The sequence below is a fragment of the Niabella yanshanensis genome (assembly GCF_034424215.1).
GTDB lineage: Bacteria > Bacteroidota > Bacteroidia > Chitinophagales > Chitinophagaceae > Niabella > Niabella yanshanensis.
In genome coordinates, this window is sequence record NZ_CP139960.1 from 262,784 (window position 1) to 277,366 (window position 14,583).

General features: G+C 43.7%; 9 protein-coding genes. 2 read left to right on the forward strand and 7 right to left on the reverse strand.

The window, feature by feature from the left end; translation table 11 throughout:
* Positions 1–6 precede the first annotated feature (6 nt).
* Together U0035_RS00935 and xylA are read left to right on the forward strand one after the other, a co-directional pair.
* A complete protein-coding gene (locus U0035_RS00935; protein ID WP_114791436.1) occupies positions 7–960 on the forward strand; it encodes a transketolase family protein in 954 nt (317 codons plus the stop codon).
* A gap of 212 nt (positions 961–1,172) precedes the next feature.
* Positions 1,173–2,501 (forward strand): xylose isomerase, encoded by a 1,329-nt coding sequence (xylA, locus tag U0035_RS00940; RefSeq protein ID WP_327138714.1) that lies wholly within the window; start codon positions 1,173–1,175, stop codon positions 2,499–2,501.
* 106 nt (positions 2,502–2,607) lie between these two features.
* Here xylA and U0035_RS00945 read toward each other — a convergent pair whose 3' ends face one another.
* From U0035_RS00945 to U0035_RS00975, 7 genes are all read right to left on the reverse strand, one after another.
* Positions 2,608–4,542, reverse strand: a complete 1,935-nt coding sequence (locus U0035_RS00945) for a sialate O-acetylesterase (RefSeq protein WP_114792639.1) — start codon at positions 4,540–4,542, stop codon at positions 2,608–2,610.
* An 87-nt stretch (positions 4,543–4,629) separates the two neighbouring features.
* Positions 4,630–5,682: a glycoside hydrolase family 43 protein gene (locus U0035_RS00950; protein WP_114792640.1), complete on the reverse strand. Its 1,053-nt coding sequence runs from the start codon at positions 5,680–5,682 to the stop codon at positions 4,630–4,632.
* Between the two features lie 78 nt (positions 5,683–5,760).
* Positions 5,761–7,212, reverse strand: a complete 1,452-nt coding sequence (locus tag U0035_RS00955; protein WP_114792641.1) for an MFS transporter — start codon at positions 7,210–7,212, stop codon at positions 5,761–5,763.
* Between the two features lie 57 nt (positions 7,213–7,269).
* Entirely contained in the window at positions 7,270–8,397 is a 1,128-nt protein-coding gene (locus U0035_RS00960; RefSeq protein WP_211316525.1) for an endo-1,4-beta-xylanase, read from the reverse strand.
* Positions 8,398–8,417: 20 nt separating this feature from the next.
* Positions 8,418–11,009: a glycosyl hydrolase 115 family protein gene (locus tag U0035_RS00965; RefSeq protein ID WP_114792642.1), complete on the reverse strand. Its 2,592-nt coding sequence runs from the start codon at positions 11,007–11,009 to the stop codon at positions 8,418–8,420.
* Between the two features lie 85 nt (positions 11,010–11,094).
* Positions 11,095–13,311: an alpha-glucuronidase family glycosyl hydrolase gene (locus tag U0035_RS00970; protein WP_114792643.1), complete on the reverse strand. Its 2,217-nt coding sequence runs from the start codon at positions 13,309–13,311 to the stop codon at positions 11,095–11,097.
* A 6-nt stretch (positions 13,312–13,317) separates the two neighbouring features.
* Positions 13,318–14,373 (reverse strand): LacI family DNA-binding transcriptional regulator, encoded by a 1,056-nt coding sequence (locus tag U0035_RS00975; protein WP_114792644.1) that lies wholly within the window; start codon positions 14,371–14,373, stop codon positions 13,318–13,320.
* Positions 14,374–14,583: the final 210 nt, after the last annotated feature.

The following is a 14,583-nucleotide window of genomic DNA, read 5'->3' on the forward strand; positions in this document are numbered from 1 at the left end:
CTTATAATGACTAAATATACATTTACAGAAAAGAAAGATACCCGGTCTGGTTTTGGCGCCGGTTTAGTGGAAGCAGCTAGAAGAAATGATAAAGTGGTGGCGCTTTGTGCCGACCTGATTGGTTCTCTTAAAATGGAGGCCTTTATTAAAGAATTCCCCGGAAGATTTACACAGGTGGGAATTGCAGAAGCCAATATGATGGGTATTGCAGCCGGTATGTCTATTGGAGGTGAAATACCTTTTACCGGAACCTTTGCCAATTTTTCCACAGGCAGGGTTTATGACCAGATCAGGCAAAGTATTGCCTACAGTGGGAAGAATGTAAAAATATGCGCTTCACACGCCGGGCTCACATTGGGAGAAGACGGTGCTACGCACCAGATCCTCGAAGATATAGGCATGATGAAAATGTTACCCGGAATGACTGTGATTAATCCTTGTGATTATAATCAGACGAAGGCTGCAACAATAGCTATTGCTGATTTTCAAGGGCCTGTTTACCTTAGGTTTGGCCGCCCGGTAGTACCGATCTTCACAGGGGAAGATCAGGTTTTTGAAATAGGTAAAGCGTGGATGGTAAACGAAGGGGCAGATGTAAGCATATTTGCTACCGGGCATTTGGTTTGGGAAGCCATACAAGCCGCTGAACAACTAGAGGAAATGGGTATTAAAGCCGAGGTGGTGAACATCCATACTATCAAACCTTTGGATGAATTGGCGGTTCTTAAATCTGTTGCTAAAACCAGGTGCGTGGTTAGTGCGGAAGAGCACAACAGGATTGGCGGTTTGGGAGATAGCATTGCTCAATTACTGATCAAACAGGATCCTGTTCCACAGGAGTTTGTAGCTACCGACGATACTTTTGGAGAAAGCGGCAAACCTGCGGAGCTGATGGAAAAATATGGCCTCAATGCTGCCAGTATTGTAAAGGCCGCTCAAAGAGCGATGCAGCGTAAATAATAGTTGATAAAATAGGAGAATTGAATAGATTAAGGTCTAAGCCCTTTAATCTATTTTTTAAAACTTTTCGGTCTGTGCATCTTTATTACGGCTAAAGGCAAATTTGTGCAACAGGGAAGTAAAGTTAACTTATGGAGATAGGAACGGCCTGGCCTTTTTGATAAAACGATTTTGCTATTCAATATTTAGAACTTAAAATATAAATTTCAATTATGAGCGTATTATTAGGCGATCAGGAGTACTTTAAAGGTATTCCCCAAATACAATATGAGGGTCTGGAAAGCGATAACCCATTAGCTTTCCGGTGGTATGACGCCAACAGGGTAGTGGCGGGAAAAACATTAAAAGAGCATTTTCGTTTTGCCTGTGCCTACTGGCATTCGTTCTGCAATGATGGTAACGATCCTTTTGGCCCGGGAACCCATGTGTTTGGATGGAACAGCAAAGCTGATGCGGTAGCAAGGGCGAAAGACAAGATGGATGCTGCTTTTGAGTTTATCACTAAAATGAACCTGCCGTTTTATTGTTTTCATGATATAGACCTGGTGGATTATGGAACGGATGTAAACGAGAATGATAAAAGATTACAGGCTGTAGTAGATTATGCCAAACAGAAGCAGGCCGATAGTGGTGTAAAATTATTATGGGGTACTGCCAACGTATTCTCTAATCCGCGTTATATGAACGGGGCTTCTACCAATCCTGATTTTCAGGTTTTGTCGCATGCAGCTGCCCAGGTAAAAGCGGCCATTGATGCCACTATAGAACTGGGTGGGGACGGTTATGTTTTCTGGGGTGGAAGAGAAGGCTATATGACCTTGCTCAATACCGATATGAAAAGGGAGAAGGAGCATTTTGCGCGTTTCCTGCATACAGCCAAAGATTATGCACGTAAAAATGGTTTTAAAGGAACTTTCCTGATCGAGCCGAAACCCATGGAGCCTACCAAGCACCAGTACGATTATGATTGCGAAACCGTAATCGGCTTCTTGCGCCAGTGGGACTTATTAGGCGATTTTAAGATCAATATAGAAGTAAATCATGCCACCCTTGCAGGACATACGTTCCAGCACGAGCTGCAGGTGTCAGCTGATGCAGGTGTATTGGGATCTTTGGATGCCAACCGGGGGGATTACCAGAATGGCTGGGATACCGATCAGTTTCCCAACAATTTAAATGAATTAACGGAAGCGATGTTGATCTTCCTGGAAGCAGGCGGTTTGCAGGGTGGCGGAATTAATTTTGATGCGAAGATCCGTCGCGCGTCAACGGATCCTGCTGATTTGTTCTATGCGCATATTGGCGGTATGGATACATTTGCCAGGGCCTTGATCACGGCCGATAAGATCCTGTCCAATTCTGATTACCGTAAATTAAAGCAGGAGCGTTATGCTTCCTTTGATGGGGGTAAAGGAAAGGCTTTCGAGCAGGGTCAATTAACATTAGAAGATCTTCGTGCTTACGCTATTGAAACGGGTGAGCCTGCTGTAACAAGTGGCAAACAGGAGTACCTGGAGAATATTATTAACCGGTTTATATAGTTTTTTTAGTCCATAGTCCATGGATAATAGACCATGGGCTATGGACTTCATAATAGAACACCAACCACGTGGTGCAAACGTGGCTATATTGTCAACCTGGGCATGTTTAGTCTGCATCCGTTCTAAACGGAGCAGCAGGCAGTCCCTCCTTATTAAATAGGTTAGGGTTTACAGGGTTATCGGCCCAGGCATAACGAACATATTTGGGGTCGGTAATTTCTTCTGACGAAACTATAATACGATTTCCATCGATAACTGCTTTCGCCCAAACAAATTTCTTATCGGCTCCTGCAATGGCAAATTCTGAAACGGGTTCTCCATCATGGGTAATAAGCCCGCCACCTGTATTAGAGAAGGTAAGCATTATTTTATTGCCGTCCTTTACGGATGATTGCAGGGTCGGTCCAGTATATACAATATCTTTTTTATAAGCCATCTTTTCTGCTGCCAGCGCCAGTCTTTCCCCCACTTCTTTTTTACGATCAGGATGAATATCGTTCCACTCTCCCAAATCAATAGTTACTGCCATGGCAGTATTGGGAACTGTTAATGATCTCGCCTGAGCTTCGCGAAACATCGCCCAACCCGATTCTCCCGGCACATAACTGTAATCCATAAAACCGGGTAGCTGCACAAACAGGAAAGGAGCGTCCGGTAGTTGCCATTGATTACGCCAGTCTTTAATCATTGCAGGTTGTATTTGGGCATACTCTTGCGGTTTGCCTGTATTACTTTCTCCCTGGTACCACGCGAACCCTTTAACAGAGAAAGGGATGACAGGCGCCAACATTGCGTTGAAGATAGCGGCAGGCTGGCTGTTGGCAACAATGCTTCCGCCACTGCCACCCCTGCCACGAAGGGGTGTGAAAACCTGGCCTACCTTATATTTCCAGTAACCGGTTAGTTCAACGGTATCGTTACCTGCTATTAACTGGTAAGGTTTATCTGGTACGAAACCTCCTTTGCCGCCGTTATTAGTTACCCGAACTACCAGAACATTTTTTCCCTCCCTGAGCAAGCCACCGGCAACAGGATAACGTCGTTGGGGGTACATATAGGATGTGGCGCCTATTCTGACCCCATTCAGGTAGCATTCGTCTGCGTCAACAATTCTACCTAAAAACATTTTTGCAGGCTTGCCGGTCATAGAAGCAGGTATGTCCAGTTCCTTGCGAAACCATATTATACCATCCAGGTTTTTAACACCCTGGTCTTCCCAATATCCGGGGACAGCCATGTTGCGCCAACCTTTGGGCTGATAGGATAGATCGTACCATTTTTCGTCCTGCCCTTTATCTGTCGGCCGTTTAGCCAACAAGCCTCCGTTATTGTTACCCGGCTTTCTTCGTAAATTATTTAGATAGACCGTATCCTTATTTTTGGTTATGATGCTAAGCTGTCCGGGAAAATTAGCAAAGCCTTTTTCACTGGTCCATGCCTCAATAGGAGTGCCACCCCAGGTAGCATTAATAATTCCAACAGGTACATTGTGAGACGCGGCGATCTTCTCAGCAAAGAAATAAGCTACTGCAGAGAAATCCATAACATTGGCAGGGTTAACATCCTTCCAGGAACCACCCGGTAAATCTGCCTGGGGTTGCACCATACTGGTTACGTTAGGTATTTTAAATTGCCTGATATTGGGATTGCCGGCCGTCAAAATTTCATTAGCGTAAATAATATCATGTTGGCGCATCATATGCTCCATATTCGATTGTCCTGAAAATAGCCATACTTCGCCCACCAGGATATGATTCAGTATAATTTTATTTTTGCCGGATATTTCCATCCTGTAAGGTCCTCCCGAGGGGGTAGATGCCAGCTGTATAGTCCACTTTCCTGAATGATCGGTAGTTGCCCGGTAGGTTTTATGATTGAATCGAACGGTAACTTTTTCCCGGGTTGATGCCCATCCCCAAATGTTTATCTTCGTATTACGCTGTAAAACCATGCTATCCCTGATGATGCGGGGAAGCTTCACCTGGGATAGGATTGGGACAGATATCAATAAGAATAAGCCGCCTAACAAAAATCTAAACATCTAACTGTTATTTGAATAAGTTTTTCAAACCCCGGCACCCCGGGCAGGTAAAATAGTGCCACCAAAGAAATTACCGATTACCTGTTTCTATACCAAAATTTTTAAATCCTGGTAAGGATCTAAGGTTTTGATGTAACCATTTTCGTCGTGTTCAATTTTGGCAACTTTAATGCTGCGCAAATGGGTAACTCCCTTGCTTAAACTGCTGTCGTGATAGAAGAGATACCACTCGCTTTTATATTCGGCAATTGAATGATGGGAAGTCCATCCTACTACGGGATTTAATATCCGTCCTGCATAGGTGAACGGTCCGTAGGGATTGTCGCCAATGGCATAACAAATGTAATGGGTATCACCAGTAGAGTAGGAGAAGTAATATTTCCCCTGGTATTTGTGTAGCCAGGATGCCTCGAAAAAACGCCGGTCATTATCGCCCTGCAATAAGGGGTTGCCGGCCTCATCCACTATTAGAACATCCTTAGCGGGCTCTGCAAATTCGAGCAGATCATCTGTAAGCCGGGCCACTTTGGCGCATAACGCAGGCTCGTTATGAGCAGGCAAATGTGCAAACGGGCTTTCGGGTTCTGCATCATTAAAGCTGCCGGTACGCCAGCGCTGTAGCTGTCCGCCCCAGATGCCGCCAAAATACATATAGTAGTTTCCATCATCGTCCTTATATACTGCGGGATCAATCGAAAAGCTATCTTTAATAGCCTGGGGCTTTGGTATAAAAGGGCCTGTTGGCGTGTCGGAAATAGCTACGCCTATTTTAAAAATGCGGTCATATCCTTTTGCCGGAAAGAACAGGTAATACCTGCCATCTTTTTCCTGGGCGTCGGGCGCCCACATTTGCTTTTCAGCCCAGGGCACATCATTGACATGAAGGGCAACCCCGTTGTCTACGGCATCGGCATCAGGATGATCCATCGATATCACATGGTAATCTTCCATGGCAAAGTGGCTTCCCAGGTCATCAAAAGCATCTCCCGCATTTACATCATGTGAAGGGTAAATATAGATCTTCCCGTTAAATACATGAGCAGAGGGATCGGCTGTATAAATATGAGAAACCAAAGGACTTGAAACAGCTTTCCTATTGAGTTCGTCAAAGTTGATATGTTGTATACTTTCTTCAGGCATAGTGATGAGTAATGAGTGATGAGTAGTGAATGGTGAATAGTTAATAGGGAATAGAGAGATCTTAAGCTATAACAGATGTCAGGGAATATTTCTTTTGGCTTTCAGGTCGGTCTCTATCTGAATTTCCATTTTTTTGTTGATGGAGTAAAAAAGCAATAAGCCGCAGGCCAGCAAAAATGGGACAGCAGGAAATACGCTTACCAGCATTTTAGCACCGGTTGCAACGGTTTCAGGTTGCGTTACTACCTGTGTTGCATCGCTGGATATATAGCCATAACGGCCGATTATAGAAGCTACCAAAGCGCTGCCTACACTTAAGCCAACTTTTAAGCCAACCATCATAGCCGAGAAAATAATAGCCGTAGCCCTGCGGTTATTTTTCCATTCAGAATAGTCGGCAACATCGGCAATCATAGCCCATAAAAGAGGGGTGCTGATGCCATAAAAAAAGCCATGCAGTATTTGTGATAAAAACATAATGCCCACTGATTGTGGCGGATAAAACACAAATAGCAGCACAAACAAGGTAGAAATGAATAGGGATATAAGAAATACATCTCGCTTACCATATTGGTCGGCCAGCTTTTTTGAAAATGTAATACCAATGATCATCATGATAATACCTCCGGCATTGAAAAGACCAAAGCCTGCTGATTTTGGATCTTCTCCGAAGAAATTCATACCTATTGAACTAAAGAAGCCGGTAACAGGAGCTATAAAGCGCTTCAGGCTATCTCCATCCACATAGTTATTGAAATAATATACATAAGAGCCGCCCTTCATAGCCAGGGTGATAAATATAAATGTAGTAACAAGCAGCATAATAACCCATGGGCGGTTTCCTGCCAGGTCTTTCAGGTCGCTTTTCAACGTTGACTCCTGTTCGGCGGTAGGTATCACCCGTTCTTTAGTGGTGAAAAAAGTGATCAGCAGCATTATTGTTCCAATAATCGCCAGCCAGGTCATTACCGCTTCGATTCCGGCCGCTTTATCCCCTTGCCCAACTGACAGAATAATAGGGAGCATAAAAACCTGTACAAAAAACTGTGCAAACATTACGGCAACAAAACGATAAGCAGAAAGACTGTTCCTGTCTTTCATATCACCTGTGATGACACCACTTAAGGCTGCGTAAGGCAGGTTGTTGGCGGCATATAAAAGTAATAGCAGGGAGTAGGTTACCGCTGCATACATCATCTTCCCTTTGTAAGAGAAGTCAGGGGTGCTAAAAGCCAGCAGGGCACAAATGCCAAGCGGGATAGCCGTAAATAAAATCCATGGACGGAATTTGCCCCATTTGGAACGTGTTCTGTCCGCAACAGCACCTATTAAAGGATTGAAGCCAAAGCCGGCTATTAAACCTACTACCAGCGTGATGAGCGATGCATCCTCAGGCCTAAGTCCGTATATGTCTGTATAAAAGAAAGCAAGGTAAGTTACTAAAGTCTGGAAGACAAGATTTGCTGCCAAATCTCCCAAACTATAGCCTATCTTCTCTATTACCGACAACTTCGCAGCATCCGATCTCATAAGATTAAAATTTGAATGTTGATAATGAAAGTCAGATTATATCAGTTCTTTAATGGATTACTTTTTGCCTTTAAGTGCAATCACACTATAAAAAGCCGGTTTGGGCATGCCCTGGCGATCGAATAACAACGGGTAGTTGGTACGTCCTCTTATCGGCCAGCCATTTAACCAGCTTTGTCCGTCATGTACTCCCCACATGGTAACACGGGAAATCTGATCGCGATACTTTAGAAACAGCTTAAACAGGTTTTCGTAGTCGTCAGCTAATTGCTTTTGTATGGAATCAGGTAATCCGTTTACATAAGGATTGGATTTTTCATCGGATTGCATACGCTGGCTGACTTCAGCCCCCGAGAAATTTCTTGGCAATACTTCTATGTCCAGTTCGGTAAAAGCTACTTTTACACCCAGCGCTGCATATTGCTGAATGCTTTCTTCTATTTCTTTAAAAGGCACTCTCCCCACATGCCAGTGCCCCTGTATACCTACGCCGTCGATTTTCACACCGGCAGCCTTCACTTTTTTGATGATTTCTATACAGCCCGCCCGTTTTTTAGGCTGTTCATTATTGTAATCGTTATAGTAAAGATCACTATGAGGATCTGCTGCTGCAGTGAGGCGAAATGCATCAACAATATAGTTGTCCCCCAATTTATTAAGATAGGGGGATTTCCGCAAAGTTCCGTCTTCATTTAAGGCTTCATTAACCACATCCCAGGATTGTACTTTACCTGCATATCGGCTGGCTACTGTTTTGATATGATCGTTAAAAAACTTTCTGAGCGAGTCGGCACTTTGTATACGACGTGTGAAGGCAGGCATCTGGCTGTGCCAGATAAGTGTGTGTGCGTTAATGGCAATATTGTTTTTCCTGCCATATTCGATCAGTGCATCAGCCTGGTTAAAATTATATTCTCCCCACGAAGGACGTAATTCTTCAGCCTTCATGAGATTTTCGGGTGTAGCTGCATTGAACTGTTCGGGGACCAGCCTGGCAGCTATCGGGTCGCGCTCCTGTACCTGCGGCCAGCTTAACGCCGTACCTATTAAAAAATCTTTCCTGAAAATTTCTTTCAAAGAGGGAATACTACTGCCTGTTGCATTTTTTGAAGAACTGCAACTGCCTGACATTAAAACAGCGCACGCACCTGCGACTACATATGCGGCTGATTTTCTAAAATACATGCTCATTTTTTTTATTAAAGTTATTTTTTAAGGAGCGTTTCCTGGGGACCTAAATAGCTAGGTTTAAGGCCTCCCATGTTCATAATTATCTTTTGAATGACCACGCCCGGATCCTGCGTATAAATGCGGATGATTTGCTTGCCGGGGTTGGCTAATCTGTGTTTTGTAATTTTCGTGTTGATATTGTTAGTGACCCATTGTGACCAGGCTCTTGAATCAACCGCTTCAGGGTTGATGGATACAGGCTGGGGCGTATCGTCATTTACCTGTATCGCATATTGTAGTCCCGTTTTAGTATTTTTAAAGTTAAGCGAGGGTGAAAGTAAAACCTGAACCTCAACATCATCTTTACCCGAAGTGTAAACTTCATACTCCAGATAGGGGGCTTGGGTAATCCCGGTTAAATTGGCCTTTGAAAGGTCCGGAAATAATGTAACAGCATCGCCTTCCCTGGCAATACCAGCAATAGGTTTCCATTTTGAATTTCCTATATCCTTTTTACGCGTGTAATGGGCGGCATTGATGGCAACATAACCGTCTTTCTCATAAAACAAATTGCCTTTAGCTGTTGCCGGAATAAGGGAAACGGAAGTCTTGGATGCCTGTGTGAAAGATGCTGGCTCTGCCGAAACCGGGTTTTCCACATAGCTTACCTGTGGCATTTTTTGCACGCGTGGTTCCGACCAGGAAGTATATCCAATTCGCTTCTGAGCCATCATATGGTTCCATTTGCCGTCATTTAACTGGTGATATTCCGCATTAATTAATGAATCCTGAATATACAGCTCCTTTACCTCGTTGGCATACCGGTTGGCGAGTGAATTGTTTTGTTTTGCATAATACTGGTTCCATGCCAGGGCAATGTACATGTTTTGCAGATTACCATAAGCTTTTACGGGATGCAAGACCAATTCATAGAATGCATCTTTATGCGTAGCCGGCATTTTTTCATTCAGCGCCTGGGCTTCTTTCAGCAGGCTATTCCACTCGTTGGCGATCCGGTTGGCCTCATCATAATTTTCGATACTATAGGTTTTGGCTTCTAACAGCTCCGGCTTTCTTCTGGATGCATATACGGCATATTTCTTCATGATCTTGCCAATTTGTGTTGCCCAGGTATTGCCAAATTGTTTACCCGCCCACTGTGTGTAATAGTTGTCAATATTGCCGGCATTCCATTTTTTAACATCCCATGCAAATTCTAAAAAGAAGGAGGTAGGCAACTCCATTGGCTTCAGGTCTCCCACATTTACGATCCAGATTTTGTCTACACCATGATCATAAGCGAGGTTCATTTGTTCCCATACTCTGGCAATATTATTGGTATTGAGCCAGCGGTAACTTCTGGGCCCTCCTACATAATCGAAGTGGTAATATATGCCATATCCTCCGCTTCTTTTAGCTGCATTAACTGCAGGCAACCGCCGTATATTTCCCCAATTATCGTCGCACAATAACAAGGTTACATCGTCGGGTACTTTCATACCCATATCGTAGTATTCCTGAACTTCTTTATAAAGCGCCCACATTTGCGGTGTTTCCTTCGCAGGCTTACCGCTTACTTTTTCAATAATGTTTCTCTGGTCCTTTATAATGCCTTCCAGTTGTTCGTAGTTGGCTTTCATGCTACCCATATCATGCATGGCCTCGTCGCCGTCGCCTCTCATGCCGATGGTTACCATATTGTCAAAGTATTGATTACGCCGGAAACCATCTTCCCAGAATCTCTGCAAGCCCTCTTTATTAGTATGATAGTTCCATGCAGCATTACCATATTCTTTTCTGTGGCTGCCCCATTCCTTTTGGGCTCTCATCATGGGCTCGTGATGGGAGGTACCCATTACAATACCATATTCGTCGGCAAGCCTTGGATTTTCCTTATCATCTTCATTAAAAGCTTTTCCCCACATGGCCGGCCATAAATAATTTCCTTTTAAGCGTAGTATCAGCTCAAAAAGGTGCTCATACATTTTGCTGTTAATCCCTCCAAATTTTTCTCTTGCCCATCCGCCAAAAGCTGGTTCTTCATCGTTAATAAAAATGCCGCGATACTTTACCGAAGGAGATGGGTAATGGTATAAGCCATTGATGAAATATGCGGCCGGTTTCTTTTTTACAGGCACATCTGCCCACCAGTACCAGGGAGACACCCCCAGTTGCTCCGAAAGTTCAAATATGCCATAAGCTGTTCCTCTCCGGTCGCTTCCAACTATAACCAGCGCGCTTTCCACGCCGGCAACGGGCTTAATCACTGTTTGTAAGCTGAACGCCTCCCATTGGCCCCGTATGTTACCGATATTAATTTTCTTTTTGTTAGCCAGGTTTTTAATGGTTGCTGAACCCGGGAGTGATCCTATTATAATAACCCGTTTTTCAGATAATGAGCTAATAATGTCAGGTTTTTGACCGGTGATAGCCTCAATATCTTTTTGCAGCAATGCCGCTGCTTTATGCACCAATTTGTCATCGGCCGGATCCACATATATGGAAGTGGCTTTTGAAGTGCTGACAACAGGAAAGCCGGCTCCGTTATTCTTTTCGGAGATAAAATGCTGTGCCTTTATTACAAGGCATAAAATAATTGCAATGATCGTTAAAAAACTTCTTTTCATGTTTTATTTTTTCCTCTATTGAAGCGGTGTCAAAGCAGTATGTATTTGTAGTTTTTTTGAATGATTCAATGGCTTTAGCTGTTTTTTATAAATTTCCACCGATGCCGGGCGCTAAAGGAAATTTTAATGATTGGTAATAGCTGAGATCTTTATAGGGTTCCTCAAAGCCAGGTGGAAAGGGCATTTTAGAAAAAGTCTGGAAGTAGAGCAGGCAAGCATTGCGCCACCATACAGCTTCCTGTTCCTGTATACCTAACAGCATCCTGACATGTTGAAATCTTTCCTTATCTACCAGATTATCCAAGCCATCCCATGTTTGTTGCATCCATCTAACAGTATCCACGCCTGATTGGTACCGGTAGCATAGCTCATTCCAAAGTGTGCTCCCGGTATTGATCTTATAATTCCAGGGAACATGGTGAAACCATAACAGGTACCGGTAATCACAGGTATTCATATCGCTCCATTGTTGCCGTACCTCAGGCGCATACTGGGCCAGGGCATCGCTTCCTGTTTTGGTCCGGTCGAAACCGATTCCAACCGAATCCGCTTTATGATAATAAACGGGGTTCCAGTCCGCCCGACCTGCGTTTTTCACCCATGGAGCCGGCCCGTAATGGTGGCTGGTCCCCATGATATGATTAAGTCCGAGAGGTGTCATGTAATTTATAACCGCTTCTCTCGAAGCTGACATGATCCTTTTCACCGGGTTGATAAAAGCGTCGTTGTTATTGAATGTTTGCCGGATCCATTCTTCTGCTATTGTTTCTGGAGATAAGTCATAATTCCAGGCTAATCTTCCGAACGCATACCAGTTAGCTTGTCCGAAAAGATGGCCGGTCCAGTTTCTGTCATTACCTATATTGGCTACACCCGCAATACCGCTTACGGTATGCCCGTCAATGGTTCCGTCAATAACTCTTGCAACTGTTGATCCTTTACCTTTTGAGTAAGTATCAGCATCAAGGCATTCTTTGAACATCGGAGCAAGGTAAGCCAGGGTGGTGGACTGGCCTACATATTCCTGAGTGATCTGAAATTCCATCATCAGCGGCGTTTGAGGCATAGCACCAAAAAGAGGTGAAAAAGGTTCTCTTGGCTGAAAATCAATCGGCCCGTTTTTTACCTGCAGCAGCACATTCTTTTTAAATTGGCCGTCGAGTGGTTTAAATTCGGCATAAGCCTGTTTGAAGCGATCGCCGGAGGCAATGGTTTGTGTATGCTCACCCCCGGATCCTTCTGTAAAATGTTCGCCCTCTTTCTGAACACGCACGTCATATACGAAAGCACGCCACATGACGATGCCTCCGTATGGCTCCAATGCTCCGGCAAACATGTTGGCCCCGTCAGCATGTGTTTTACCATAACCCTGGGGACCGGGCTGACCTTCAGAATTGGCTTTTACCAGGAAGCCGCCGAAATCGGGGATCAGGCTGTAGATTTCCCGGCATTTATTTTTCCACCAGTTAATTACTTCTTGGTTCAACGGATCGGCCGTTTTTATCCCCCCCAGTTCAATAGGTGCACTGAATTTTGCGGTCAGGTATACTTTGATCCCGTAGGGTCTGAATGCATCTGCCAGGGCTTTTACCTTTACAAGATACTCCTGAGTGAGCACCTGCGAGTTAGCGTTAACATTAGTAAGCACGGTGCCGTTGATACCAATAGAGGCATTGGCCCGGGCATAGTCAATATAGCGTTGGTCGATATAGCCGGGCAGTGTATGCCAGTTCCATATAGAAATTCCGGCGTAACCTCTTTCCACGCTACGGTTCAGGTTATCCCAGTGGTTAAGAACCCTGTTCTTAATTTTGGGAACGTTGATGATGGATAAATTATTGATGGGCTGATGGGTCTGGATTAACCTGATGAAAGCAAATACACCATACAGTACGCCTATATCTTTGTTGGCGGCGATAACAGTGGTGGTCATATTGTTGATCCTGCGGCTCTGTATGACAAAACCTTCGTCCCCCAGGCTGAAATTACCGGAAGAGAGCATTGTTTTTATTTCGGCGGAGCTTTCGGGTGTCCCCAGCAAAATAGCATTGTGGGCAGCAATATTCAATGGAGATATTTTTTTATCCAGCATACGCTCCAACGCCAGGCGGAGCTCACTTTCAGCGATCTTCAATGTAGCCGACTGACTTTTAACTACTATGCCGGAAATGGCCTCATTATATTGCCTGACTAACCGGGGGGCACTCACTTTTTGATATTCCAGCCATAGTTTATAGCCATCATTACCTTTTACGATAATGCATGAAAAAAGAACAAAAAGAATAAAAATGATTTTCTTCATAAATATTTATACGGCTGTAGAGGATTTAGCTTTTTGATCTGTTTTTTGCGAGGATTGGCGTACTACTAATTTAGAGCTGATGATCACTGTATTAATTTGGTTGATATTGCTGATTCCTTTCAAATGGTTGATGATAGACCTGGCTGCAACTTCACCCATCTCGATACCGGGGTAATTGATCGTGGTGAGGGTAGGGGCTATTAAGTGGGATATAGCGTCATTATTGAATCCTACCACTGCAATGTCTTTGGGTACTTTTATCTTATACTCTGTAAGCATTTTCATAAAAGCGGCAGCAACAAAATCGTTGGTAATAAAAGCGCCGTCCGGTAACGGCTTTGTTTTAATCAGCTGCTTTGCCGAATGAATACCCGCATTTTCGCTCAGGTCATTGATGATCACCAGCCGCTCATCCAGTTGTATATGGTGGTCGAATAATGCATCTTTATAGCCCCGATACCTGTCAGCGTAAACATTCCTGGTAAGACTGGATGTGACGTGGGCAATTCTTTTACATCCCTGGTCAATAAGATGTTTGGTGGCCTCGTAGCCACATTTATAGTTGTCAATTATGACCACCGTATAATCATTATTTTTCTCCACCCTGTCAAAGAAGATGATAGGAATACCCCTGTCGGTAAATTGTTTGAAATGATCGAGGTTTTTTGTTTCGAATGCAAGAGATGCAATGAGGCCATCAACTCGTTTGTGAAAAAGGTTCCGGGCATTTGCAACTTCTTTATCATAACTCTCTGATGAATGTGCTATAATAAGATCGTATCCTTCCCGGGCTGTTATTCTTTCTACGCCCGAAAGCACAGCGTTAATAAAATTACTCTTGAGCTCGTGAATCATGAAACCGATTGTTTTGGTTTCTTTGGTACGGAGGTTGCGGGCGAACAGATTCGTTTGATAACCCAGCTCCGTAGCCAGGTCGGTAATTTTTTTTCTGGTTTTTTTATGTACCGCCGGATCGTCCTTTAAGGCACGGCTTACGGTTGCTACAGAGACATTTAGCTCTTTGGCAAGGTCATACATGGTAATATCTTTACCCTTATACATATGGCAATAAATATGTGATGAAGTAAAGATATTGAAAAAATAATTGCAATCGGTTGCTTTATTTGTTTTTTATATCTTAATTTAGATATCGAATTGTACTTCTCAAACAAAATTTGTTTTGAAAATACGGATGGAACTGGGCTGAAATAGCTGATAAATCTGGTATTTACGTATAATCTGTGCTTGTTTATAAAGAATTACTATTGGGTA

What these genes read in the sequence shown, in the direction of transcription:
- U0035_RS00935 (WP_114791436.1), top strand. Translation starts at nt 7, where the DNA reads ATGACTAAATATACATTTACAGAAAAGAAAGATACCCGGTCTGGTTTT.
- xylA (WP_327138714.1), top strand. Translation starts at nt 1,173, where the DNA reads ATGAGCGTATTATTAGGCGATCAGGAGTACTTTAAAGGTATTCCCCAA.
- U0035_RS00945 (WP_114792639.1), bottom strand. Translation starts at nt 4,542, where the DNA reads ATGTTTAGATTTTTGTTAGGCGGCTTATTCTTATTGATATCTGTCCCA.
- U0035_RS00950 (WP_114792640.1), bottom strand. Translation starts at nt 5,682, where the DNA reads ATGCCTGAAGAAAGTATACAACATATCAACTTTGACGAACTCAATAGG.
- U0035_RS00955 (WP_114792641.1), bottom strand. Translation starts at nt 7,212, where the DNA reads ATGAGATCGGATGCTGCGAAGTTGTCGGTAATAGAGAAGATAGGCTAT.
- U0035_RS00960 (WP_211316525.1), bottom strand. Translation starts at nt 8,397, where the DNA reads ATGTATTTTAGAAAATCAGCCGCATATGTAGTCGCAGGTGCGTGCGCT.
- U0035_RS00965 (WP_114792642.1), bottom strand. Translation starts at nt 11,009, where the DNA reads ATGAAAAGAAGTTTTTTAACGATCATTGCAATTATTTTATGCCTTGTA.
- U0035_RS00970 (WP_114792643.1), bottom strand. Translation starts at nt 13,311, where the DNA reads ATGAAGAAAATCATTTTTATTCTTTTTGTTCTTTTTTCATGCATTATC.
- U0035_RS00975 (WP_114792644.1), bottom strand. Translation starts at nt 14,373, where the DNA reads ATGTATAAGGGTAAAGATATTACCATGTATGACCTTGCCAAAGAGCTA.